The following is a 23988-nucleotide window of genomic DNA, read 5'->3' as shown; positions in this document are numbered from 1 at the left end:
GGTAAGGATGAGAGTAACACGTGAAGGTCATTTATTGCAGTTGACTTGGATGCCTAATTTTTTTCCAGTGAATTGTTACATTATTGAGGAAAACGATGGATTGACTTTAATAGATGCCGCTATGCCATTTAGTCTAAAAGGAATTATGGAGACCGAAGCGAAGCTAAATAAGAAGCTTACACGCATAATCTTAACGCATGCGCATGATGATCATATTGGGGCACTGGATGGACTGAAAAAGCAACGTCCAGAGGCTCAGGTGTACATCTCTGAGCGAGATTCGGCATTACTACGCGGAGATCGTTCACTTCGGGAAGGAGAACCTCAAACCCCTATTAAGGGAGGCGTGCCGAAGAAGATAGCTACCAAGCCAGATGTCCTTCTCCACGAAGGGGATACCATTGGCTCATTATCAGCGATTTACACTCCAGGACATACCCCCGGCTCTATGTCTTTCCTTGATTCACGCAGCGGTGCTGTAATCGTGGGGGATGCTCTTCAGACCTTCCGGGGAACTGCGGTGGCTGGAACCATCATCCCACTGTTTCCTTTTCCAGCAATGGCTACATGGAATAAAGCTCAAGCTCTGAATAGTGCGATTAAGCTTCTAGAGTTCTCTCCAGCTTTACTTGCTGTGGGTCACGGCAACTTACTTAAAGCGCCAAAGCAAGAGATGGAGAAAGCCATAAGTAAGGCACAAATGATTCAGGATAGGAGTAATTAAATGTCACCTAGAGCAGGATTAGATCGTCACACGCTAGTGATTAGAGCAGCAGAAATTGCCGATGCTGAAGGTATAGAAGCTGTTACCTTGGCTGCACTATCAGCTAAACTAGGTGTTCGTTCCCCGTCACTATATAACCATATAAATGGCCTGCAGGATTTGCGGACCGGGCTCGCCATTTACGGTTTAGAGTTATTATTTACTTGCATGTCGAACGCAGCTGAGGGATTAAATGGAGATGCTGCTGTACACGCGATGGGCCGGGCATATGTGGATTTTGCTAGAAGTAGACCAGGTTTGTATGAGACTACACTACGAGCGCCTGAACAGGAGAACACGGAGCTTGAAGCGGCTGGTGAGCATATTTTGCAGTTTATAATTCAGGTGATGAAGAGTTATCAATTAGGTGAAGAAGGAGAACTTCATGCCGTAAGGGGATTACGGAGTATCCTACATGGATTCGCCTCTTTGGAGCAAAAGGGTGGATTTGGTATGGCGCTCGATACTAACGAGAGTCTAACCCGCTTGATTAGCACTTTTATAACCGGAATTGGAAATATGAAATCAGATTAAATTAGATCTAGGAGATGATGAACAAATGGGTCAGGAATATGAACAAGGTAGTGTCACCACTTATGGGGAAACAGCAGAGATTATTACGAAATTGGGGATTTTACCGCTTGCTGCGCTGATTCCCGGGCACCCGTCTTTAAACGGCTTAACTAAGCCCGAGAATTGGCATACTGGAACAGATTTAGATCCGTGGTCATGGCGTGCGCAGTTTCCAGGTGAGGGTCTTGCAGGATACGGAAAGTTTATTAAGAAAAAGGCTATTTTGGTCTCAAGGGAGTGGTTTCCGGCATTTGTAGCAGCAGTAGGCAGTACCAAATCTATTGAAGAGCGGTATAAGGATGGGTTGGCTAGTAAAGAAGCTGTGACCTTACTGCAGATTGTTCGTGAACATGAAGGCATTGATACACGTAAACTTCGGGCAGAGGCTGATATGAAGGCAAAAGAAAAGAAAACAGCCTTCGATAACGCGGTTACTGAGCTTCAAGGATCGCTAGATATGGTGATCTCAGGCATCAAGCAACGCCTGAATGATGAAGGTGAAGTAAATGGTTGGAGCAGTACCTCGTTCGAGACGGTCAGTCACTGGATGTCAGATAACGGTTTATCCGCTTTTGAAGGGGATAGAGAAGAGGCCGTAGCTTGGATACAATCGAAGATGAACGGGGTATGGTCGCCTACAGCAATAGCTTGGACAAACAAAGCATTCTCATGGAATTAATAAAAACGGTTAATCACTGCTCCATAGAGAGTGATTAACCGTAAGCGTTTTCCAATAAAGTTATATCCATCACATTAAGGTTCCAACATAGGCGCCAAGTAAGCAATCAGGAAATACAAGAATCCAAAAAGCAGCATAACATAGGCAGTGTATTTAATAGCATTAGATGCAACAATTCTTGAATCTACCGGTGGTTGAATTTCTAGCTGTTCTTCTTCGAGGCTGTCAACTTCTTTGGATACTGGGTCTCTCAACATGATAATCCCCTCCTTGGAAATTCAATCCTTAACTGTATTGTGACATATTTGTGAACGGAAATCAACAATAGTGTGAACAAATATTGAACTTTTATTCAAATTTGGGCATTTTACCACCTGAAATGTTGCTGTTAAAACAAAAACAACCCGCTTACTCTCTAATTAGAGAGCTAAGCGGGTTGTTTGAAGTTGGTTCTATCTAGGATCTAACGGGTGTTGTTTAAGCCTTAAGCCCAATCCCCATTACGGAAGATAGGTACTGTTGTTCCATCATCGTTAATTCCGTCAATATTCATTTCAGGTGAGCCCATCATAAAGTCAACATGGGTATGGCTTTGATTCATTCCTTTTTCCAACAGCTGTTCTTTAGTCATCGTAATTCCTTCTTGAATTGTGAAGGCATAAGCTGCACCTAAAGCCAAATGACAGGAGGCATTCTCATCATACAACGTAGTGTAATAAAGAATACCGCTCTCAGAAATCGGAGAGTGGAAAGGCACCAAAGCAACTTCACCAAGATAGGAAGAGCCTTCATCCAGTGCGATTAGTGATGCCAAAGTTTCTGCGCCTTCTTCAGCAGTAAAATCAATCACTTTACCGTTCTCAAAGGTCAGCGTGAAGTTATTGATTAGATTGCCGCCGTAGCTAAGTGGCTTAGTGCTGCTCACTTTACCATTAATACCAGACTTCAGAGGGGCAGTAAACACTTCTTCCGTAGGAATATTGGCTAAGAAAGGGACGCCCTTACCGTTCACAGCTCCAGCCTGACACCAGATGTGTCCTTCCGGCAACTCAATAGTTAAATCTGTACCAGGTGCTGTATAGTGCAGCTTGCGAAACTTACTTTCATTCAAGGAAGCGCAACGAGTTTTGAGTCCATCTAAATGGCGGCTCCATGCTTCAATAGGATCTTCCTGATCCGCACGTGTGGCTTTAAAGATGGCGTCCCATAATAGTTCAACCTGCTGCTCTGATGGAGCGTCAGGGAACACTTTTGCCGCCCAAGAGGCTGATGGGAAGGCAAGGCCGCTCCAGCTCGCATGATTCCCCATTAAGTACTCACGATAAGGTGCTAGTGTCTGCCCAGAAATACGTTGATTATCGGCAATTCTTCCAGGTTCAACGCCTTTTAAAAGATCTGGGTCAGCGGAGATAATGGTTAGAAATGCGGCTCCCTTTTTAGCAAGATCCTCTAATTCATCGGCTTGCCACTGCGGCGGCTCCAGGAAGGAATCAGATGGAGCAAGATCATAACGTGTACGTAATACAACTTCATCACTATAATTTACCTTTACAAGTCTCGCACCGGCTTCATAGGCTTTACGAACCACAAGTCGCACAAGCTCTGCGGATACAATATCTGCATTCACAACGAGTGTCTGACCCGGTTGAATATTAACGCCAATCTTCACGGCCAGCAATGCGTAATTCTTCAGCTTTTGCTTGAAATCCAACATAGTTTCTATTCCTCCCAATATCCTGTATCTCTTGTGTGCTTAAATTAGAACGCCCAGTTTCCATTCAGGAAGACAGGTTCTTCAGTTCCATCAGCAGTTATCCCGTAAATGTTCATCTCAGCTGACCCGATCATGAAATCCACATGGGTTACACTATTGTTGAGGCCATGCTCAATTAACTGCTCTGGATTCATGTCTTTACCGCCTTCTAAACAGAAGGCATAAGCCATACCTATAGCAAGGTGATTAGAAGCATTTTCGTCAAACAATGTGTTGTAATAAAGAATGTTGGATTCAGAAATAGGGGATTTATGAGGAACCAAGGCAACCTCCCCTAAGTATTTCGCTCCTTCATCCATGCTAATGAGGTGCTCTAGCGCTTCTTGACCTTGCTCAGCAGTAACACTTACAATACGGCCGTTCTCAAAGCTAATAGAGAAGCCATCGATGATGTTGCCGCCATGACTAAGTGGCTTTGTGCTTCTTACAGTGCCATTAACACCAGTCTTTAGTGGTGCAGTGAAGACTTCTTCGGTAGGCATATTGGCTACAAAAGAATGACCTTTTGCATTAATGCTGTCTCCTTGTGCCCAGATATGGCCTTCAGGAAGCTCGATGCTAAGGTCAGTGCCAGGTGCTATGTAATGCAGCTTTTTATATTTTTTTGCATTGAGTACATTCGCTTTTTGCTCCAAGGTGTCAAGATGCTCCTGCCATGCAGCTACTGGATCTTCACGGTCAAGACGCACGGTGTGGAAAATGGCTTCCCAGAGTTTATCTACACGTTCTTCGGCTGGAACCTCAGGGAATACTTTATCCGCCCAAGCTTGACAAGGAACAGCTACAATACTCCAGCTCACTTTGTCGGACATTTGCATTTCACGATATTTGGTGAGGGCAGCTCCGCGAACTTTTTGGAAATTGGAGATACGTACTGGATCAATACCTTTAAGTGCATCAGGATCTTCAGCGATCACGTTAAGGATAGCCGCACCTTTTTCGGCGAATTCAGTCATTTCACCTGCGTACCAAGTAGGAGGCTGAGTGAATACCTCTGGTGCAGCGTGTTCAAACTGTTGGCGTGTAATGCTTGCATCACTCCAGTTCACCTTAACTAAACTTGCTCCGATAGCATATGCCTTAGCGGTAATTAGACGTACGAAATCAGCGGCAAGAATCGGTGCATTCACCACTAGAATTTGCCCGGGTTGAACATTAACACCTATTTGTACAGCTAAATCTGCATATTTACTAAGCTTAGCCTGAAAATCAGTCATTGTAATTTCCTCCATTTACTAATAGTTTAGTACTTTACAAGCATTGTACTAAATTATTAACCGCCGGATGAAAAAAGTCAATTACGTGGAATTTACAGTGCAAAGAGAAGGAATTACATTCATTTCAATGATATACTGAAAGGGTAGCTGATTTGATGATAGGAAGGAAGATAAGTGGATGAATTTAGAGATCGTAAGTGCTGAAATGAGCCGTAAAGAAGATAAAAGTTATGTAGGGAGGACTGTATTCACTCTCGAAAATCATAAGGCTCCATATGAAATTACTTTCTTCAGTACAAGAGGAACGGAATGGGATTACAGTCTAAGCTTTGCGGGTGAGCCTGGGAGCGAGGAACAGTTCTTAGAAACGGATGCATTGCTGGAGAATAACGATGATGTGTACAATCAGTTGCTGGATGCTGCACTTGATCAACAAGAAATCGTGGAAGAACAATAATATTATTGATATGACGCCAGCGGCATTATCTGGTAGCCGCTGGCCATATCATGATTATCCAATCGTTATCTTACCTTCTGGGTAACGGTACAGTTCTTTACTACCTTTTGGTTTCAAAGCATAAGCAAGTGTAAGTGGTCCGGTCCGGCCCATAAACATCAGGATAATCACTAGAACCTTTCCTGCCGTAGTCAGTTCCGGAGTAAGGCCCATAGATAAGCCTGAGGTTCCAAAAGCAGATACTGCTTCAAAAAGTACAGTTAGAAATTCAGCGCTCTCGGTTAAGGATAATAACATCGTAGCGATGACAAGCAGCATAAGAGACATTAATGTGATAGTAAGGGCTCTATATACATTTTCTTTAGCGATCCGGTGGCGGAACATTACAATATCTTCTTTCCCCCGTAATCGCGCAGCTACTGCAGTAACCAGTACGGCGAATGTAGTGATCTTGATTCCTCCACCCGTCGACCCAGGTGCAGCTCCGATAAACATCAATAGAATCATCAGAAATTGTGTGGATTGCCGTAAAAGTGGAACTTCAATGGTGGTGACACCACCAGATCGCGGAGTTACCGCTTGTAAAAAGGTCGCCCAAAACTTTCCGCTTGCACTCAAGGGCTTCAGCGTAGAATTAAACTCCAGTAAAAAAAACAGCCCCGCACCAATAACAATCAATATAAGAGAAGTCCAAAGAACAACCTTTGAATGAAGAGTGAGTCTTCTGCGTTTAGGAAAGTCCATAAGATCAGACAGAACGATAAAACCAATCCCTCCAAGAAATATGAGACTCATTGAGGTGAAGTTAACAATGGGATCATTTACAAAACGAGTAAGTCCGCTAAACGGCCCATGAATATCACCGAAGAGATCAAAGCCTGCATTATTAAAGATAGAAATACTGTGAAAAATCCCATAATATGCTGCTTTCCCAAAGGGCATATCCATCATAAACCTTCCAGCAAACAACACGGCCCCCGACAGCTGAATAACAAGAGAATAGATCAGGACTCTACGGATTAAGAGTACAATTCCCTGCATCGAATTTTGGTTCATGGATTCTTGCAAAAGGATTCGCTCTTTCAAGGATATCCGTTTATTAAGGACCAAGGTAATCAAAGTAGCCATCGTTACAAAGCCTAATCCTCCGATTTGAAATAAAATGAGTAGAACAACTTGTCCGAAGGTAGTTAGCTGAGTTCCCGTATCAATGACCGCAAGGCCTGTTACACAAGTGGCTGAAGTCGCCATAAACAAGGCATCGATAAAGGATATTTGTCCGGATGTTGAGGAGACCGGGAGACTAAGCAGAAAAGTCCCGGCAGTGATAAGGATTAAGAATCCTAGTGATAAAACTTTGGGTGGGGTCATTTTAAAACCACCGAAGTTCAGGTTAGCCAATGTAATTCTCCTGACGTACGTGATATTGGAGTAATGCTCACAGAATTATAACACAACTTACCAGCCCTTCCCTAAATGGAGGGAGGTAATTGACATATTTTATCGAATTATTCTAGAATAACACCCTATCCGTCAACTTAAAAGAGGAGGCTTTCTTAATGATGATAAGTCCGATTCTGAATCAGATTGGTGCTGTTTTTATTCCGGTAAAGGATATTGAGAAATCAAAACAATGGTATTGCCAATTGCTTGGACTCCCATTAGATGGAGAGGTATTATTCGGTCATTTATATGTAGTCCCTATGCAGGGACCGGGCATCGTTTTGGACAGTAAGATTTACACCGCTGAATCTGTTCTAAACATCCCTTCGTTTCATCTTAACACCGAGGATATTGATGCTGCTTATGATTATGTAAAGGCCAACGGAGGAGAGATTCTCACGGATATTGAGCATGATCATTGGTTTAATTTTAAAGATCCCGATGGAAATGTGATCATGGTCTGTCGTTGTTAATCGTTGTATAGAAGGGAGTAGACGAATGATAAGAGAAGCAGTGCCCGAAGACGCTACCTTCATTGAAGAACTTTATCGGATTTTGCTGCCTGAGCATCCAGCTATTCATGTATCTCCTGAGCGGCTGAAGCAGATAGCAGGTCATCCGGAGAGTTTTCTATATGTGTGCGAAGAACAAGAAACAATTGTCGGGTCGTTACATCTTCATTTTTGTATGGATGCTTTGTGTGACGATAGGCCCTTTGCTGTCATAGAAAGAGTCATTGTGGCTGAAAAAGTACGAGGAAAAGGGTATGGCGCAATGCTAATGAGACATGCCGAGAATGTAGCAATCTCCAAGGGAGCCCTTAAGATTATGTTATCAAGTGCTGCAAAGAGAGAAGAAGCGCATCGTCTCTACGAAATTCTTGGTTATGATAGCAGCTCCAGTAAGGTATTCAAGAAGTACTTATAGTTATTTACGATTGGAAGTGATGATATGATGGTTACACTTAGAGAACTGGTGCCGGAGGATGCAGGTGAACTGCTTCGACTTCAGCATCAGTTAGACCAAGAGTCCAAATTTATGTTATTGGAACCGGATGAAAGACAAGCTAGTCTTTGTCAGGTCAAAGAAATGCTCGAAAGCTTTCTGGCAGCAGAAACTTCAATTCTTATAGGGGCAGAGGTTGACGATCATTTGGCAGGTTACTTGTCTGTTAGAGGTGGAAGTGTTAGACGCAATAGACATAGCGCGTACATAGTGATTGGGATTCAGAAACAATATCAGGGGAATGGGATTGGGGCTGGCCTGTTCCGTGAGATGGACATCTGGGCTATGAACAATGGGATTGTTCGTCTTGAGTTATCCGTCATGACCCATAATCAAGCTGCTTTGGGGCTGTATACCAAGAGCGGGTTTGAAATCGAAGGGACGAAGCGGAAATCTCTTATTGTCGATGGTGAGTGGGTGGATGAGTATTATATGAGCAAAATTCTCCAAAAAGAAAAAAGGATAGAGTGTCAGATTTAATCTGATGACCCTATCCTTTTTTTATGAATAAAGGTTATGATTTCGTGATTTATGATGATTCAGTGTTGCTTGATTGTTCGATAACAACTTCAACCTTGCGGACACGGTATCTGTTCATCTCGCGGATGGTCAATGTTACATGGTCACGAACAATACTTTTGCCAATGGCTGGATCTGCGATATGACTGTATACCCAGCCTCCAACTGTGGTCACTTCTTCATCTTCGAAATCAAGCCCTGTAAGATCCTTGACCTCTAACAGAGATACCTTACCGTCGAACAGATAGTTAGTATCGCTTATTTTTTCGACTTCTCTGCGTTCATCACCGTCAAACTCGTCACGGATTTCACCAACGATTTCTTCCAAAATATCTTCAATCGTGATGAGACCGGATGTTCCACCATATTCATCAAGCAGCAAGGCAATATGCACACGCTCCAACTGCATACGAGTTAGAAGATTCTTGACCGGTGTCACCTCAGATACTGTCAGTACGGGTTGAATTAAGCTATGGAAATCAAAATCAGGATTGTTATCATACTGCAAATAGAGCTGTTTCGTGTTGATCATTCCGATAATATTATCCTTGCTGCCTTGTGCCACAGGGAAACGAGTATATTGCTCCTTGCGGATAATTTCGAAATTTTCTTTCAACGAATGATTGGTGAAAAGACATACCATATCGGTTCGCGGAACCATGATTTCTTTGGCGAGCATCTCATCAAAAGTAAAGATTCGGTTAACATAGCCATATTCGGCTTTATTGATTTTCCCGCTTTCGTAACTCTCGGACAGGATCAAACGAATCTCATCTTCACTATGCGCGTCTCCATGCTCACTAGCTGGTTTCATCCCAAAAAGACGAACAAGCATATTAGCGGAACCGTTCATGAACCAAATGAGAGGGTACAAAATTCTGTAGAACCAAATAATCAGCGGTGAAGTAATTTGACCGATTTTTTCCGGAATGTTTATAGCTGCCGTCTTCGGAGCAAGTTCTCCGACAACGACGTGCAAGAATGTTGCAATGATGAATGCGAGTAAAAACGCAAGAGGGTGACTCACACTAGAACTGATATTGGCCCAGTCGAAAATAGGAAGCAATAACTGTTCGAATGCAGGCTCTGCCAGTGCACCAATACCCAGCGCAGTGATGGTAATCCCGAGCTGACAAGCGGATAAATAGCCATCGAGATTAGCGGATACCTTCTGTACTGCCAAGGCATTCTTCTTTCCGTCAAGCACCATTTGACTGATCTGGCTACCTCTAAGTCTCACCAATGCAAATTCTGTTGCTACAAAAAAAGCGGTTAAAATAATCAAAATAACCACCAACGTCAAACTAAGTCCTATACCCATATAATCTTTACCATCCCTTTCGTTCCTAAAATAGGTTATACTCATTATTATGAGTTCTTATGAACTATTCTACGAACTTTTCAGTAAAATATCAAATGGTGGAGGGAAACAGATATGGAATCATTTGCATTGACTCGTGTGGAGATGTCCAGTCTACTGCTCTCATTGACCGGATTGTCAGACCGGAAACCGCTGAATATCCTCCAAGAGGCATGGGCAAAGTTTCACCGTGAAGAATTACAAAAGGGGACTTCGTTACCCGCTTTTTTATCAACCAATGTTCCACCCATATTACAAAAGATCATTAAAGGCGGCCATGTAAAAGGCTTTTCACTTGGTGAAATTGCTTCATTGGGCCATCTTATAGAGTATTCCACATTGACCGTCACAGCTATGCAAAATTGGGTCAAGCGCGACTTCAAGGAATATCTCGGTTCGCCTAAAGAAGGAAAGAAATATTCGGTTAATCAGGCGGCGCTTTTGTTTATTATCGATGATCTCAAATCCGCTCTTAACTTTGAAAGTATCCGCCAACTGTTCCAGCTAATGTTCCTAAAGCCGGATCGGGATGATGATGATCTAATTGAACCGGCCAAGCTGTATTACGCCTATGCAGGGCTTTTTGAGGAGATCAAAAGCAATCCATCGATTCAGACACAATGTAAAGTAGATCAAGTGTTGCACAAGGAGTTCTCTTGGAAAGATGATACCTCATTAAAAAGCTCTATAGATCGTGTGATTAACCGGCTGACACATTTGTCGAGAGCGCAGAGAGAATCCGTTCGTAATATGCTGCTTATCGCCACAATTTCTGTGCAGACCTGTTATTTTCAATCGCTGGCTAGGCAATACTTTAATGCTGCTTTATTTCTTGATTTTTGAGCACTTCAATTTTAAAATGTATAAGTGAAACAATCAAAAGTAAGTTTATTGGTTAACAGGTTGAAATAAGGGGGCTTCGAAGTGAATCAAATGACACTGCTGCGGAATCCGAAACAAAGGAAATTACTCTTCAGCGCTGGCTTGAGCTGGATGTTCGATGCGATGGACGTCGGAATGATTTCTTTTGTTGTAGCAGCTTTAGCTAAGGATTGGAATCTGGGACCGGAGCAGATCGGTATATTGACTAGTATTAATTCCGTCGGTATGGCAGTAGGTGCTGCAGCGGCAGGGATATTAGCAGACCGCTTTGGCCGTAAACCGATATTGCTGTGGACACTCCTTATTTTCTCGGCGGCAAGCGGATTATCTGCATTTGCAACAGGCTTTGCGATCCTCTGTGTGCTTCGTTTTATTGCTGGGTTTGGTCTTGGCGGAGAGCTGCCTGTCGCTTCTACCTTGGTCTCAGAGAGCATGCCTGCTCAGGAGAGAGGCCGTGCGGTTGTGCTTTTGGAGAGCTTTTGGGCAGTCGGTTGGATTGCATCTGCATTAATCGCGTTCTTCATTATCCCTGATTATGGCTGGCGTATAGCTTTCGGAATTGGGGCTGTACCTGCACTCTACGCTTTATATCTAAGACGGGCGATTGATGATTCACCGAAATTTGCTGAGATTAAAAAGGCACCCGTTTCCTTAAAGAAACGAATCGCTACCGTATGGTCGCCAGAATATCGCCGTTCTACAATTATGTTGTGGATTTTATGGTTTACGGTGGTGTTCTCGTATTATGGCATGTTTCTATGGCTGCCTACAGTTATGGTACTTAAAGGCTTCAGCTTGGTCAAAAGCTTCGAGTATGTGCTTATTATGACGCTCGCTCAGTTGCCTGGATATTTTACTGCCGCTTACTTTATTGAAAAGTTCGGACGTAAATTTGTCCTAGTCATCTATATGCTGTTCACTGCGGTTAGCGCTGCATGGTTCGGAAATGCGACTACTGAAGGCATGCTGATGGCTGCCGGAATTTGTTTATCCTTCTTCAATCTTGGCGCTTGGGGTGGCATGTATGCTTATACGCCAGAGCTGTACCCAACGGCTATTCGTTCCACAGGCGCTGGTTTAGCAACTTCCTTTGGCCGGATTGGGGGCATTATCGCACCTTTGCTGGTAGGGGTTCTAGTAGGTAAATCTATGGCGATTGGCTCGATCTTTATGCTATTTTTTGTAACGATTATTATCGGTGCATTAGCGGTATTGTTCCTTGGCAAAGAAACAAAGGGAACCGAGCTTCTCTAAAATGTGATTCTGCATTACATACTTGATGTTAATCTATCAACAATGCTAAAATATCAAGAAGAAACGATGTTATCGTCCTGTATGGATGACCACTATTCACGTAAGAACAAAACGGTTCCTTCACAGTTGTGAACAGGACCGTTTTTTTACATTAATCCTTATTTATAAGGACGGAGCGATCGCACATGAGTAATGATAGGAAGCAGCCGCATTTCACAGAATTAGTCTGGGAAAGTACGGAACAAAATGTACCGATTCCGCCGCGAAATTCCCCTGAACCTGCGCTGCCTAAGTCATCTTCTAAGAATAATGGCAAAACAAATTCAACCCCTGAACCTTCATTACAGCTGCAGCTTTGGGATACAGAGATGGAAACGCCGGAGCCTGTGACTACCACCGAAGGGCAGTTCGTAACAAGAGCGAAGGAATTAGTTGAAAAAACTGAGGACTCAGCGCTTTTTGTTCCTTTTAAGAGTTACTGGCCTACATATGGCCATATGACAGGCACGCAAAGCAGATGGTATTTTTATTGGCGGAATGAAGTTAGACAAGGCAGATATCTGAAAACAGATCTTTCTTATATTTTTCTGCATGTATATGAGCTTATTAATGGCGTGGGGTGGACTGACCCTAATGATGGCTATAGGCAGCTAAATCTGATCTGGGAAGCTTACCGGGAAAGTTATAAACGTTTGGATCAATATCTTGGCGGCTGGATCGCGGACTTCTCTTTTGTACATCATTTGGATGTCCCGCTTTCTATCATTGTGGCTCGTTCACGTGGTCTTGCTGGGGATCTGGCGGAGCTTGAATTAATGAGAGGACTGACGACTGCTCCTGAGCAGCTAACCTTCGCAGTATTAACGGCAATGTCGGACTATGATATTAGTAAATCCAAGTTCTACATCGGAGAAGGCAAAGAAGCTCTTGAACAATACATTCCGCAGGTCGTGGCGTTAATTAATGCTTATGTCACCCGGAAACACGGCTCCAATCTAGTTGAAATGTTTCCGCCTGGACCAGCGGTGATGCGGGAGCGTTATTTATTCCGAAGTGCCGTATATGATATTTCATTATATGGCTATTCTGTTCTTATACCGGTTGTACGTATTAGTAAATCTCCACCACTTCGCAGTCTGATTACAAGGTTATTTCGTCTGACTGAGAATAAACTCCGGGAACTGATGGGCTACCGCGGACGACTTAAAGGTATTAATGTAGATGCCGATATGGACGATTTGATCACTCGTTTTCTAAAGCGTGAGTACCTTAAAGAGACGCAGGAAGACAAAGGGCCGACAGTCGTCATAGATCCGGAGAAACTAGAACGCCTGCAAAGTGATTCTGAAATTGTACGGACGATGCTTACGGTTGAGAATATGGACGAGCAAGATTACGAGGATAGCAAGCTCGAAGCAACTATCGGTGAAATTGATCCAATACAAGATAGTAAGGAAGAATTGTTGCCTGTAGAGGTGATTGAAGAAGCTCAAGCGGTTAGCATAGGATCGGAGGCAGAACAGTTTGCCAATGCTTTAAGTCCACTACAACGGGAAGCACTGCTTGCTCTTTTGGATGAGGATGGAAGTCAAGCTTTACTGAAGCTGGCTGCTGCTAATGGCACGATGTCAGAGCTTCTAATTGATGAGATTAATGAAATCGCAATGGACATTCTTGGTGATCTGATCATTGAGGGGGAAGACATTGTTGAGGAATATATCTCTATGCTGCGCAATATTTAATGAGGTGAACTTTGGATGAGTGAATTAAAAATACCTAAACGAATGACAACTGCGCTAGTCAATTCGTTGACGGCTGGTGTTGTTCCGCGTATCGGACTAGAGCACATAGCCGTTGGCCGTCGGCCGGAGATTGAGGCCATATTAAGAGATATGGAGAACATTGCAGAGGGTGGGGCAGCTTTTAAGCTGATTACAGGCAAATTCGGCAGCGGCAAAAGCTTTCTGCTTCAGATGATCCGTAATTACGCGATGGATCGGGATTTTGTAGTAGCAGATGCTGACCTGTCCCCTGAGCGTAGGTTAGTAGGAACTAAAGGACAAGGCCTAGCGACTTACCGGGAGCTAATGAGCCATTTATCGACCCGCACACGTCCAGATGGTGGAGCGTTGGAGATCATCCTGCAGAAATGGATTATTACGCTACAGCAGTCCGTGATGCAGGAGAAGGAATATGGGCCTGATCACCCTCAGCTTGGTGAAGAAGTAGAGAAGCGAATTTACGCTGTAGCCTCTGAAATGCGTGGTTTGGTACATGGTTTTGATTTTGCCAAAGTGCTCGCCTCTTATTGGAATGCACACAAGCTGGCCGATGATGACCAGAAACAGGATTCGCTTCGCTGGTTGCGTGGAGAATTTGCAACTCGGACAGAAGCCCGCAAAGCGCTTGGAGTTGGCGTGATTATTGATGATGATAATTGGTATGACTATATGAAGCTTTGGGCGGAATTTACTGCGGCTATTGGCTATAAAGGTCTGCTGCTGTTTATTGATGAAGGTGTCAATCTTTATAAAATTACGAACAGTATTTCCCGTCAGAGCAACTATGAAAAGCTGCTTACCATGTTCAATGATACGATGCAGGGGAAGGCAGAGAACTTAGGGATTTTTATAGGGGGAACTCCGCAATTTGTGGAAGATGGACGGCGTGGTTTATTTAGTTATGAGGCACTGCGATCGAGATTGGTTGCTGGCCGGTACGGGGCGGCGGGTCTGAACAATTATACTGGACCTATCATTGCTCTGGACATGTTATCACACGAGGAAATTCTGGTACTGCTGCAAAAGCTTAAAGAGATTCACGCCCTACATTATGGTTATGAAGCGCGTTTATCACAGGAACAATTGGTTCATTTTATGGAGGAAGCGGTTGGAAGATTAGGGGCTGAGGAACTCTTAACTCCACGGGAGGTAGTTCGTGATTTCATGGATCTGCTGCATACGCTTCACCAGCATCCGGAGATTACTTTTGAACAGCTAGTGGGCGAAAAAACGGCTAAGCCAGCTGAGACTGAGCAAAATGAACTGGATGGATTCCTGGCGGAGTTTGAATTATGAGTGATAATCCGTTCTATAGGCTGGCTCCCTTCATTAAAGAGTTTATTTATAAGAACCGCTGGGAGACTTTGCGTGAGGCACAGGTGGATGCCTGCCGGGTGCTTTTTGATACCCCGCATCATCTGCTGATTGCCTCAGGTACCGCTTCAGGTAAGACAGAGGCAGCATTTTTCCCAGCGCTTACTGAGCTGTATGAACGTCCTTCCGGTTCGGTTGGCATTTTGTATATCGCCCCTCTGAAAGCTTTGATCAACGATCAATTTACACGTTTGAATGATTTGCTTCGTGAAGGCAATATTCCGGTGTGGCACTGGCATGGAGATGTACCTCAAGCCGATAAAACAAAACTGGTGCAGAATCCTTCAGGCGTGCTGCAAATCACCCCGGAATCGCTTGAGGGATTATTAATGAACCGCCCGAATGCTATTCCAGCGTTGTTCCATGATCTACGTTTTATTGTCATTGACGAGGTGCATGCCTTTATGGGAGCTGACCGGGGGATCCAGGTGTTAAGCCAGCTGGCGAGAATCTCACGAATGGCGGGATGTCATCCTCGCAGAATCGGTCTATCAGCTACGCTGAGTGACTACGCTTCTGTCACAGAGTGGCTGGCGGCGGGCACACGGGAGAGCGTTGAAGTGTCCGCTCCACAAGGCGGGCGTAAGCTCCGTTTAAGTGTGGAGCATTTCTCTTTCCCGGATGCACGGGATGAGGTGCAGGCGGAGCATTTAGAACGTGCGAAGCAGTCTTATTACGATTTTATTTATGATCATACGCATCTGAAGAAGGCGTTGATCTTCACCAACAGCCGCTCAGATGCGGAGACGGCGACCCTAGAGATGCGGAGAACGGCCGCGAAGCGTGGTGAACGGGATGTATTTCACGTTCACCATGGCAGCATCTCCGCGATGCTGCGTGAAGAGACGGAAGCCGCGCTGCGGCAAGGCACCGGACCGGCTGTTGCCGCAGCGACATTGACGCTGGAGCTGGGTATTGATCTGGGCGAGCTGGAGCGAGTGCTACAGGTCGGCGCTCCCTATAGCTGCGCAAGCTTTGTGCAGCGGTTAGGACGCTCGGGCAGGCGTGGAGACGCTGCATCCGAGATGATCTTTGTCACGCCCGAGGAAGAGGACGAGGAAGCTCAGCTTCCGGCGCGGATGCCGTGGACACTGCTTCGAGCGATAGCGGTAATTGAGCTATATGTGCGCGAGAAATGGGTGGAACCCCTGGTCGTGCGTCAGCTGCCAGTTGGACTGCTGTACCATCAGACGATGAGCATTTTGAAAAGTATGGGTGAGGCCGAACCGGATGATTTAAAAGAAGCGGTTCTGAGTTTGCCTTCGTTTAAAACCATAGATCCTACTGATTATGATATTTTCATGACCTATATGTTAGGCATGGGACAAATTGAGAAGATGGACGAAGGCAGCTTGATCATCGGGATGGCGGGAGAGAAGATCGTGAATAACTTCCGCTTCTACGCGGTCTTCAAAGATGATGAAGAGCATGTGGTCTATAACGGGACTGAGGAAATCGGATCGATCACAACGGTTCCACCACCAGGCTACTGTTTTACTCTGGCAGGTAAGCTTTGGAAGGTAGAAGAGGTGGATAATCGCCATAAAGCCGTTTATGTGAAAACCTCACGCGGCAAAGTAGATACGTTGTGGCTTGGTGCGGGTGGGGATGTACATACACGCATCATGAACAAGATCCGTGAAATCTTAGGAGCCACTTCATTGTATCCGTATTTAGCTCCGAGTGCGGCTGCACGTCTTGAACGAGCCCGTCGTTTAGCGAAGGAAAGCGGAATGCTTGTGCGGTCCGTTATGCCGGCGGGTGGAGATTCCATGTTCATTCTGCCCTGGGCCGGTAGTCGGCAATTTCGTACGCTGGAGCGCCTTCTGAAGAACAACCTGAAGAGCCCTCTGGGACTGCGTTCTATCGTTCCCATGGAACCTTATTATATGGTCGTTGCGGGTAAAACAGATGCAGAAACGCTGGAAGCAGAGATCATTGCCGAAAGTATGGCTGCCACAGATCCATTATCATTGTTATCCCCAGATGAAGCACCCTACCTCGGAAAATACGATGAGTTCATACCGCATGAGCTGCTGCGCAAAGCTTTTTCCTTGGATGGATTAGATGTCCCGGGTCTGATTGAAGTTTTAAAGCAGTGGCAGCAACCTAATTAACCTTAAGCAGTACCTGTTGAAAATACTCTAAATTGCAGACGTCCGCTTATGCGGGCGTTTTGTTATGTCCGGACCAATGCTGATATATGAACTTTCCTTAAGTTTCAAATGTTGCATAAGAATAGGGTGGAAGGAGAATAGTACTAACAGATTCCTATAGAGGATGATTGCGATGTGGCCTAAAATAGTCTCTTATATTCCGGACTGGACAATTTTTATGCAGGCGGCGATTACGCTGCTCTTTCCCGTAGGGATTTTTTATCTTTACAGGCATTTGTATTTTTATGTTGGAAGCGGACGCTCCAAGGAAACAGAGGCCAAATCACAGGATGCGGAACTGAAGAAGAATGACAATCGGGAAGTAAATCCGCAGCCTCCTGTGTCTACTGCTTTTACCCAGGACTATGATGCCGATCTGACAGCGATAAAAACGGCATTGGGGGAGAACAGTGATGTACATTTTCGTGAATTCTCAGTTAAAGGTATACAGGCACGTGCCGCATTGGTCTATGTAGAGGGGATGCAGCACGAGGAGCTAATCAATCAGCAGGTGCTGCAGAATCTGATGTATGCCGGCGAAACGCAGGCTTCAGAAGGAATATACAACTACTTGAAACAGAATATGCTCCCCTTAGCTCAGCTTAGTGAAGCCAAGGATTTAGACCAACTGCAGGAGTTTGTCCTATTCGGATACACTGCGCTGATTGTCGAAGGCATGCGTGAGATGTTGCTGGTGGGTTCTCCGCATGGATCCGTGCGCGCGATTACTGAGCCAACCTCGGAGGCTTTACTGCGTGGGCCTCGGATTGGCTTTACTGAGGTGCTTAGTGAGAATACCTCTATGCTGCGGCGCCAAGGGCTTAATAAGAATCTGGAAATGAAAATGGTTGAAGTAGGCAGCGAAATCAAGAAGAACCTGGTTATCGCTTATATGAAAAACATTGTAAATCCTGATCTGCTCCAGGAAGTGAAGGAACGTATCTCCAAAATTGATATGGACTTTATTCTGGAATCCGGCTATGTGGAACAGTTGATCGAGGATGATTATTTAAGCCCGTTTCAGCAGACACAGAATACGGAAAGACCCGATCGGGTAATTGCATCCTTGTTAGAGGGAAGAGTCGCGATTTTGCTGGATGGCACACCGTTTGCACTCGTTGTTCCAGTGACGTTCAGTATGCTTTTGCAGTCTCCTGAGGATTATTATGAGCGCTGGATTCCGGGTACACTTTTGCGGATACTCCGGTTTTGCGCATCATTTCTGGCTCTGTTGGCTCCGGCGCTGTATATTTCCTTTATCTCTTTTCATCCGGGACTGATTCCTACACAACTGGCGATCTCCATTATCGAAACACGCCAAGGTGTACCCTTTCCTGCATTAATTGAAGTGTTGATTCTGGAAATTTCCATTGAAATCTTGCGTGAAGCTGGAATTCGGCTGCCGAAGCCCATAGGTCCGGCAATGGGGATTGTCGGAGGTCTAATCATTGGAGATGCCGCGGTACAGGCTGGTATTGTAAGTCCTTTTTTGGTAATTGTTGTAGCCGTGACAGCGATCTCTTCGTTTTCCATACCGATGTACAGTGCGGGGATTACTCTCCGGATCTTACGATTCGCAGGCATGTTATTTGCGGCGGTCCTGGGCATGTTCGGAACCATCCTTTTCTTCCTGCTTATTTGCAGCCATCTGACTCGGCTTTCAAGCTTTGGAGTTCCTTACGTCACCCCTATTTCCCCTTTCCGCTTAAGTGACTGGAAGGATTTGTTCGTTCGTGCACCGTTATCGATCATGAAGCGAAGACCGGAGATGCTGAAGACCCAGAAGAAAAAGCGCAGGTCCTAGAGAATGTATTCTTAGCAGGAGCAGAGGGGAGACCACAGTGTTTAAACGAACTGATGACAAGATCACAACCTCGCAGGCTTCTATAATCTTGACCAATTCAATGCTAGGTGCGGGAATTTTGACTTTGCCCAGAAATGTTGTTAAGGCTGTGCAGACTCCCGATGCCTGGATTTCAGTAGTGCTGGGAGGTATCGTCGTATCTTTGGTCATATTGGTTATGGTGAAGCTTAGCCAGCAATTTCCAGGGAAGACTGTCTTTCAGTATTCTAAAAGAATTGTTGGGAATCTTCCAGGCAGTGTAATGAGTACAATATTGATTCTTTACTTTATTGTGATTGCGGGTTTCGAAATCCGCGTTTTGGCGGAAGTAACGTTGTTTTTTCTTCTGGAAGGGACACCGATCTGGGCGATTGTGATGCCGTTCATCTGGGTGGGCACTTATTTGGTCTATGGTGGGATTAATTCCATGGCCCGCGTGTTTCAGATTGTATTTCCGATCAGTATTTTTATCCTGATTATTTGTTATATCTTAAGTGCCAGAATATTTGATATCCAGCATTTACGTCCTTTTCTGAGTGAAGGGCTGATGCCGGTGATCCGAGGCATGAAGTCGAGCATCCTGATCTTTACCGGTTGTGAGGTTGTGATGACAATGACGGCCTTTATGGAACATCCGCAGCAAGCGGTCAAAGGAATGATGGTCGGTTTAAGTATCCCGCTGGTACTGTATCTGGTTACTGTTGTGATGGTTATCGGCGGCCTATCCATCAATTCTGTAATCACCAGCACCTGGCCTACGATAGATTTGGTAAGGAGCTTTGAAATATCAGGGTTCTTTTTTGAACGATTTGAATTTCCGTTGCTCGTCATTTGGCTGATGCAGATGTTCTGTAATTTTTGCAGCTTTTTCTTTAATGCGTCACTTGGCATCTCTCAGGTATTCCACCTAAAGATCCATCCGGTTATGTTCGCTTTAATGCCCATCATCTTCATCTGTACGATGATCCCTCAGCGCATCAATGATGTCTTTAGTCTTGGTGATGCGATTGGCTATATGGGTGTGCTGATCTTTATAATGCTGCCACTGTTATTGTCGATTGTATTAATCATTAGGAAGAAAGGACTCAAGCAGAATGTTTAGACAGCGGGTTATTCACCTACTATTGGTATTCGTGATTCTGCTTACGCAGTCTGGCTGCTGGAGCAGTAAGGAGATTGAAGACTTGAGTGTTTATACGGGATTGGCGCTTGACAAGGGGGAGCCGAAAGGAGTCGAACGGGAGTTTGAGGAACTCGGAGGAAGCTATTTTAAGAAAAATAAATTGACGGCTACGGTACAAATTGTACCTGAAAAAATACTCGGAAACACTGGCAAAGATGGCGCAACACCCAAAACTCATTATCACAATATTTCTGAGACAGGGGATTCTCTGCTTGAGATATTCCGCCAAATCTCAATACGTAAGAACCGTCCGATTATAGGTCATCACCTCAAGGTTGTTGTCATATCTGAGAAACTGGTGCAACAGGAGAAGATCAGACGGCTAATGGACTTTTTACTGCGAGATAATGATATCCGCCCTAGCTGTCTTATATTTCTTAGCCAAGGGCCTGCGTCCGACACACTTAAAACAACCTCGGAGGAGATTCCATCTTTTCGTCTGGCAGACATGATTCATAACCACTTCAGAACCAGTAAAGTTATGAAGGGCATAACGTTGTCTAATCTAGATGCACTTATGTACTCCAGGCAAAGCTTTGTTTTACAAAACATCGTGGAGGCACAGGGTGAGGTGGAATTTTCCGGAGCAGGTATTATCAAGGGAGACACAGGACAGTGGATTGGCAATATTGATCAACAGGATGTGGAGAGTATTGCCTGGATCAAAGGGGACATAAAAGGTGGGAGCATTAAAGCCTATAATCAGTTGAATGAAGCGATTACTTATGAAATTAAATCAGTTAAGAGTAAGATTACGCTGAAGGAGACTGCGGATGAGAAGTTCTCTATTCATGTAGCCATTGAGTCTGATGGACGTCTTATTGAGAATTGGGATGATAATGAGCATTCCGCGGAAGTTGCCTATTTCAAAGAATTGGAGAAGATATTCGAGGAAAAATTAACCGAAAAAATCAATGCTCTTATTCACAAAATGCATTCCACCTATAAAGTAGATGTGGCAGGGTTCGGAAATTGGTTCAGCATAGAAAAACCGCAGGTTTGGAAAAAGATCAAGGATCATTGGGACGAGGAATTTATTCGGATGCCATTGACCTTTGATGTTAAGCTTAAAATCACTGATTTTGGTTCCACGACTGAATGAAGGGTTCACTTGATAGCGTGTTAACTCGAAAAGGATCTCAGCAGCCGATGATGGCTATTGAGATCCTTTTCGTGGTTAGTAAGTAGAAGCTGCAAAAACAAACACAACGACGAATAATATAATAATTGCGTACATCAGCGTGCCCACAATTCCACATACCAGGCCTGCAATCGCTAGGCCTTTGCCTTGTTCATAACGATTACGGATTTCCCTCAGCGATAAGGCGGATAGAATAATCGCAATAATTCCTAACAGAAAACCAATATAAGGCACAACAATAGAGAGGATTCCCAAGACAAAACCAGCGATTGATTTGCCATTCGTCGGTGCCGGAGGGGGTGGAGGCTGATAATAATTCAAATTGTCGTTTGGTGGATAGCTCATTAAAATCACCTCCAATAGAAATTGTTATTGAATGTAGTTAATCCAGTGCTCTAGCTGCACACAAGGGACAAGTCCAATAGATTCAGCTAGACGAATGGACGCTTGATTTCTTTCAAGGACGTGATAGCGTGGAATAAAGCCTCGTTCTAACGTTTCTTGTATGGCTGTGCGAACTACCATTTTCGCGTATCCGTATCTTTGAAATGCTTCTAAAGTATGAACAGCGCCGATTTCCCAAATCTGCTCTTCATTTCGGAACGCTAGGCAGGTACTAACCGGATTGTCGCCCTGAAAGATTGAAACGGAAAACGCTCCTTTTTGGAAATATTCCTCAATTTCTTCCTTATTGTAATGGTTAGCAGCCCAAAGTGGAAGTAGTCTGTCGTCAAATGAATGATTGATTGACACCTCTTTGTCCTTACTATACCTTAACCCCTCAGTTGTGCTGTAAGAGAAAAACCCCCGAGTTTTTTCTAAAGAAAAATGCGCAGACAGTGCCTCTTGGTACTTCACATCCTGTAGTTTAAAAACAAGCTTCGCCTGTGCTGGGAGCAGTGGTAGTAAAGCTGGAAATATATCGGGGCAGCTGTAATCCAAAAATACGATGTAATCCGCTTGAGGATATACCCTATGATCATATGCGTATGCTGTGGCTGGAAGAAGTAATACAATACCCCACTGATCACCATGCTCAACTAGATGTGTTTCCATGACTTCGTGGAAGGAGTTTAACATTTTTAACAAGCTTACATTCTTTAAGGGATTCGTTTGTAATTTGTTTATGATTCGTTCGTTCTGGTGCACGTCCATCCACTCCTTGCTCAGATTTATATATTTTACTATAAATTGTACTTATGCAGATATTTATATTTTTTCCTTTACTAATCATTAATCTATTGAAGAAGGAAGGTTGACATTGGCTGTTATAATATATTAGGGAAAATTAAGCTCGCTGTTTGAAGCAGCATACGTGAACGGAGGCACATAATTTCATGACACAATCTATCACAGGCGCTGCTGTTCGTGTAGGAGAAGGTCTATCTAAGCAATTCATCCTAATTCTAGCCATTGCATCAGGACTAAGCGTGGCAAATATGTATTATAATCAGCCGCTCCTAGCTGAGATAGGACGCACATTTAATGCTTCCTCTAACGCAGTGGGATATGTATCGATGCTTACTCAAATCGGCTACGCGCTGGGAATGTTATTTTTTGTTCCACTAGGTGACATTCGTGAACGCAGAACACTGATATCAGGACTTCTTATTGCTGTATCACTGTCACTAATTGGTTTCGCTACCGCACAAAACCTCACTTGGATGTATATCGCCAGCTTTGCTATCGGCATAACTACGGTGGTGCCGCAGGTCATCATTCCTCTCTCGGCTGAGTTAGCTTTACCGGAGGAGCGGGGGAAGGTTATAGGCACTGTAATGAGCGGATTGTTTTTTGGTATTTTGCTAGCAAGAACAATATCCGGAATTATAGGGGATATGTTTGGCTGGAGAGCGATGTACTGGATTGCCGCAGTAGTCATGTTATTGTTATCCCTTATTCTTTATCGGCTAATCCCGGCAACGAAACCAGACAATAATTCCTCGTACTCAGATCTGCTGAAATCAATGGGACAACTGATTCGCAGATATTCGACGCTTCGTGAGTCATCTTTAATTGGGGCTTGCATGTTTGGCGGCTTTAGTGTGTTCTGGACTTCTCTAGCTTTCTTTCTGGAAGGAGAACCTTATCACTACAGTAGCTCTATTACAGGATTGTTTGGTCTTATTGGTGTAGCAGGTGCTGCTGGTGCTCCATTTATCGGGAGGTTAGCAGACAGAATTGCTCCCAAAAAGATTGTAGGAATCCTACTGTTAATTACATTAATTGCTTACGGATTTTTTGGTTTAGCCGGATTTACGATCTGGAGTTTGATTGCTGGAGTTATTATTCTGGATCTTGGGGTACAGGGGTCACAGGTCAGTAACCAAACACGGATATATGCACTTGAACCAGCGGCTCGCAGTCGTATTAATACTGTTTTTATGGTCAGCACTTTTACAGGTGGAGCGATTGGATCTACACTGGGAAGTTTTGCATGGCAGCATTGGGGCTGGAGTGGTGTCTGCTTAATGGGGGGAACGCTAGTTGTAGCCGCTCTATGCATATGGATCGTCTATAGAGTGATCGAGAAAGAGGATATACCAGAGATTAGCTAGAAACGGATTATAGTACCTTTTATTAT

At 44.3% G+C, this 23988-nt stretch carries 23 protein-coding genes; 16 read left to right on the top strand and 7 right to left on the bottom strand.

What is annotated here, in order from left to right; genetic code table 11:
- Positions 1-7 precede the first annotated feature (7 nt).
- Genes NST40_RS16225 through NST40_RS16215 form a run of 3 tightly spaced genes read left to right on the top strand, consistent with a single transcriptional unit; the run spans position 8 to position 2015 of the window.
- A complete protein-coding gene (locus tag NST40_RS16225; protein ID WP_076281754.1) occupies positions 8-724 on the top strand; it encodes an MBL fold metallo-hydrolase in 717 nt (238 codons plus the stop codon).
- Entirely contained in the window at positions 725-1297 is a 573-nt protein-coding gene (locus NST40_RS16220; RefSeq protein WP_342409720.1) for a WHG domain-containing protein, read from the top strand. It begins immediately after the preceding gene.
- Positions 1298-1322: 25 nt separating this feature from the next.
- Positions 1323-2015, top strand: coding sequence for a hypothetical protein (locus tag NST40_RS16215; RefSeq protein ID WP_342409719.1), 693 nt, complete (start codon positions 1323-1325; stop codon positions 2013-2015).
- A gap of 74 nt (positions 2016-2089) precedes the next feature.
- On the opposite strand, the gene NST40_RS16210 is transcribed toward NST40_RS16215, so the two are convergent.
- The 3 genes from NST40_RS16210 to NST40_RS16200 form a co-directional block, all read right to left on the bottom strand.
- Positions 2090-2272 (bottom strand): hypothetical protein, encoded by a 183-nt coding sequence (locus NST40_RS16210; protein ID WP_076126661.1) that lies wholly within the window; start codon positions 2270-2272, stop codon positions 2090-2092.
- 227 nt (positions 2273-2499) lie between these two features.
- The gene (locus tag NST40_RS16205; protein WP_342409718.1) at positions 2500-3729 is read right to left on the bottom strand and encodes an aminopeptidase; all 1230 of its coding nucleotides are present in this window, start codon (positions 3727-3729) and stop codon (positions 2500-2502) included.
- Positions 3730-3773: 44 nt separating this feature from the next.
- Complete coding sequence (locus NST40_RS16200) at positions 3774-5006, bottom strand: aminopeptidase (protein WP_038571402.1); 1233 nt, start codon at positions 5004-5006, stop codon at positions 3774-3776.
- Positions 5007-5184: 178 nt separating this feature from the next.
- Here NST40_RS16200 and NST40_RS16195 point away from each other — a divergent pair, with 178 nt between their 5' ends.
- Complete coding sequence (locus NST40_RS16195) at positions 5185-5463, top strand: hypothetical protein (RefSeq protein ID WP_076126655.1); 279 nt, start codon at positions 5185-5187, stop codon at positions 5461-5463.
- A gap of 54 nt (positions 5464-5517) precedes the next feature.
- Here NST40_RS16195 and NST40_RS16190 read toward each other — a convergent pair whose 3' ends face one another.
- On the bottom strand, positions 5518-6834 hold the full coding sequence (locus tag NST40_RS16190) for a TrkH family potassium uptake protein (RefSeq protein ID WP_076184980.1): 1317 nt from the start codon (positions 6832-6834) through the stop codon (positions 5518-5520).
- A 191-nt stretch (positions 6835-7025) separates the two neighbouring features.
- Here NST40_RS16190 and NST40_RS16185 point away from each other — a divergent pair, with 191 nt between their 5' ends.
- Genes NST40_RS16185 through NST40_RS16175 form a run of 3 tightly spaced genes read left to right on the top strand, consistent with a single transcriptional unit; the run spans position 7026 to position 8391 of the window.
- A complete protein-coding gene (locus NST40_RS16185; protein ID WP_036677380.1) occupies positions 7026-7379 on the top strand; it encodes a VOC family protein in 354 nt (117 codons plus the stop codon).
- A 25-nt stretch (positions 7380-7404) separates the two neighbouring features.
- Positions 7405-7833, top strand: a complete 429-nt coding sequence (locus NST40_RS16180; RefSeq protein ID WP_076218058.1) for a GNAT family N-acetyltransferase — start codon at positions 7405-7407, stop codon at positions 7831-7833.
- A 24-nt stretch (positions 7834-7857) separates the two neighbouring features.
- Positions 7858-8391, top strand: a complete 534-nt coding sequence (locus NST40_RS16175; protein WP_076126651.1) for a GNAT family N-acetyltransferase — start codon at positions 7858-7860, stop codon at positions 8389-8391.
- 49 nt (positions 8392-8440) lie between these two features.
- On the opposite strand, the gene NST40_RS16170 is transcribed toward NST40_RS16175, so the two are convergent.
- Positions 8441-9751: a hemolysin family protein gene (locus NST40_RS16170; protein WP_076126650.1), complete on the bottom strand. Its 1311-nt coding sequence runs from the start codon at positions 9749-9751 to the stop codon at positions 8441-8443.
- Positions 9752-9865: 114 nt separating this feature from the next.
- Between NST40_RS16170 and NST40_RS16165 the strand changes: the two genes are divergently transcribed.
- The 8 genes from NST40_RS16165 to NST40_RS16130 all read left to right on the top strand — a co-directional run bounded on the left by NST40_RS16165 (position 9866) and on the right by NST40_RS16130 (position 21365).
- Complete coding sequence (locus NST40_RS16165; protein WP_076190239.1) at positions 9866-10633, top strand: DUF1836 domain-containing protein; 768 nt, start codon at positions 9866-9868, stop codon at positions 10631-10633.
- A gap of 81 nt (positions 10634-10714) precedes the next feature.
- Positions 10715-11926, top strand: coding sequence for an MFS transporter (locus NST40_RS16160; protein WP_143761951.1), 1212 nt, complete (start codon positions 10715-10717; stop codon positions 11924-11926).
- A 185-nt stretch (positions 11927-12111) separates the two neighbouring features.
- The gene (locus tag NST40_RS16155; protein ID WP_076184845.1) at positions 12112-13668 is read left to right on the top strand and encodes a TerB N-terminal domain-containing protein; all 1557 of its coding nucleotides are present in this window, start codon (positions 12112-12114) and stop codon (positions 13666-13668) included.
- A 15-nt stretch (positions 13669-13683) separates the two neighbouring features.
- Positions 13684-15003 carry an ATP-binding protein gene (locus NST40_RS16150; protein WP_076126647.1) on the top strand — a complete coding sequence of 440 codons (1320 nt, stop codon included), beginning with the start codon at positions 13684-13686 and terminating at the stop codon, positions 15001-15003.
- Positions 15000-17198: a DEAD/DEAH box helicase gene (locus tag NST40_RS16145; protein ID WP_076126645.1), complete on the top strand. Its 2199-nt coding sequence runs from the start codon at positions 15000-15002 to the stop codon at positions 17196-17198. The genes NST40_RS16150 and NST40_RS16145 overlap by 4 nt, the downstream gene beginning before the upstream one ends.
- Before the next feature lie 172 nt (positions 17199-17370).
- Positions 17371-19041 (top strand): spore germination protein, encoded by a 1671-nt coding sequence (locus tag NST40_RS16140; protein ID WP_076126801.1) that lies wholly within the window; start codon positions 17371-17373, stop codon positions 19039-19041.
- A gap of 37 nt (positions 19042-19078) precedes the next feature.
- Positions 19079-20182, top strand: coding sequence for a GerAB/ArcD/ProY family transporter (locus NST40_RS16135; protein WP_076218056.1), 1104 nt, complete (start codon positions 19079-19081; stop codon positions 20180-20182).
- On the top strand, positions 20175-21365 hold the full coding sequence (locus NST40_RS16130) for a Ger(x)C family spore germination protein (RefSeq protein ID WP_342409717.1): 1191 nt from the start codon (positions 20175-20177) through the stop codon (positions 21363-21365). Before NST40_RS16135 ends, NST40_RS16130 begins: the two co-directional genes overlap by 8 nt.
- A 75-nt stretch (positions 21366-21440) precedes the next feature.
- Here the strand turns inward: NST40_RS16130 and NST40_RS16125 are convergent, their stop codons facing one another.
- Positions 21441-21749 carry a DUF4190 domain-containing protein gene (locus NST40_RS16125; protein ID WP_076277588.1) on the bottom strand — a complete coding sequence of 103 codons (309 nt, stop codon included), beginning with the start codon at positions 21747-21749 and terminating at the stop codon, positions 21441-21443.
- A gap of 24 nt (positions 21750-21773) precedes the next feature.
- Entirely contained in the window at positions 21774-22553 is a 780-nt protein-coding gene (locus NST40_RS16120; RefSeq protein WP_076126639.1) for a GNAT family N-acetyltransferase, read from the bottom strand.
- A 188-nt stretch (positions 22554-22741) separates the two neighbouring features.
- Here NST40_RS16120 and NST40_RS16115 point away from each other — a divergent pair, with 188 nt between their 5' ends.
- Positions 22742-23962: an MFS transporter gene (locus tag NST40_RS16115; RefSeq protein ID WP_076106745.1), complete on the top strand. Its 1221-nt coding sequence runs from the start codon at positions 22742-22744 to the stop codon at positions 23960-23962.
- Positions 23963-23988 lie beyond the last annotated feature (26 nt).

The organism is Paenibacillus sp. FSL R10-2778 (assembly GCF_038593035.1).
In the GTDB taxonomy this organism is placed as follows: domain Bacteria; phylum Bacillota; class Bacilli; order Paenibacillales; family Paenibacillaceae; genus Paenibacillus_AQ; species Paenibacillus_AQ odorifer.
Note: the sequence above shows the minus strand (reverse complement) of the source record. Positions and strands in the feature narration are given on the sequence as shown.

Excerpts from the sequence above, each read along its gene's own strand:
- NST40_RS16225 (WP_076281754.1), top strand. The coding sequence starts at position 8 with ATGAGAGTAACACGTGAAGGTCATTTATTGCAGTTGACTTGGATGCCT.
- NST40_RS16220 (WP_342409720.1), top strand. The coding sequence starts at position 725 with ATGTCACCTAGAGCAGGATTAGATCGTCACACGCTAGTGATTAGAGCA.
- NST40_RS16215 (WP_342409719.1), top strand. The coding sequence starts at position 1,323 with ATGGGTCAGGAATATGAACAAGGTAGTGTCACCACTTATGGGGAAACA.
- NST40_RS16210 (WP_076126661.1), bottom strand. The coding sequence starts at position 2,272 with ATGTTGAGAGACCCAGTATCCAAAGAAGTTGACAGCCTCGAAGAAGAA.
- NST40_RS16205 (WP_342409718.1), bottom strand. The coding sequence starts at position 3,729 with ATGTTGGATTTCAAGCAAAAGCTGAAGAATTACGCATTGCTGGCCGTG.
- NST40_RS16200 (WP_038571402.1), bottom strand. The coding sequence starts at position 5,006 with ATGACTGATTTTCAGGCTAAGCTTAGTAAATATGCAGATTTAGCTGTA.
- NST40_RS16195 (WP_076126655.1), top strand. The coding sequence starts at position 5,185 with ATGAATTTAGAGATCGTAAGTGCTGAAATGAGCCGTAAAGAAGATAAA.
- NST40_RS16190 (WP_076184980.1), bottom strand. The coding sequence starts at position 6,834 with ATGACCCCACCCAAAGTTTTATCACTAGGATTCTTAATCCTTATCACT.
- NST40_RS16185 (WP_036677380.1), top strand. The coding sequence starts at position 7,026 with ATGATAAGTCCGATTCTGAATCAGATTGGTGCTGTTTTTATTCCGGTA.
- NST40_RS16180 (WP_076218058.1), top strand. The coding sequence starts at position 7,405 with ATGATAAGAGAAGCAGTGCCCGAAGACGCTACCTTCATTGAAGAACTT.
- NST40_RS16175 (WP_076126651.1), top strand. The coding sequence starts at position 7,858 with ATGATGGTTACACTTAGAGAACTGGTGCCGGAGGATGCAGGTGAACTG.
- NST40_RS16170 (WP_076126650.1), bottom strand. The coding sequence starts at position 9,751 with ATGGGTATAGGACTTAGTTTGACGTTGGTGGTTATTTTGATTATTTTA.
- NST40_RS16165 (WP_076190239.1), top strand. The coding sequence starts at position 9,866 with ATGGAATCATTTGCATTGACTCGTGTGGAGATGTCCAGTCTACTGCTC.
- NST40_RS16155 (WP_076184845.1), top strand. The coding sequence starts at position 12,112 with ATGAGTAATGATAGGAAGCAGCCGCATTTCACAGAATTAGTCTGGGAA.
- NST40_RS16150 (WP_076126647.1), top strand. The coding sequence starts at position 13,684 with ATGAGTGAATTAAAAATACCTAAACGAATGACAACTGCGCTAGTCAAT.
- NST40_RS16145 (WP_076126645.1), top strand. The coding sequence starts at position 15,000 with ATGAGTGATAATCCGTTCTATAGGCTGGCTCCCTTCATTAAAGAGTTT.
- NST40_RS16140 (WP_076126801.1), top strand. The coding sequence starts at position 17,371 with ATGTGGCCTAAAATAGTCTCTTATATTCCGGACTGGACAATTTTTATG.
- NST40_RS16130 (WP_342409717.1), top strand. The coding sequence starts at position 20,175 with ATGTTTAGACAGCGGGTTATTCACCTACTATTGGTATTCGTGATTCTG.
- NST40_RS16125 (WP_076277588.1), bottom strand. The coding sequence starts at position 21,749 with ATGAGCTATCCACCAAACGACAATTTGAATTATTATCAGCCTCCACCC.
- NST40_RS16115 (WP_076106745.1), top strand. The coding sequence starts at position 22,742 with ATGACACAATCTATCACAGGCGCTGCTGTTCGTGTAGGAGAAGGTCTA.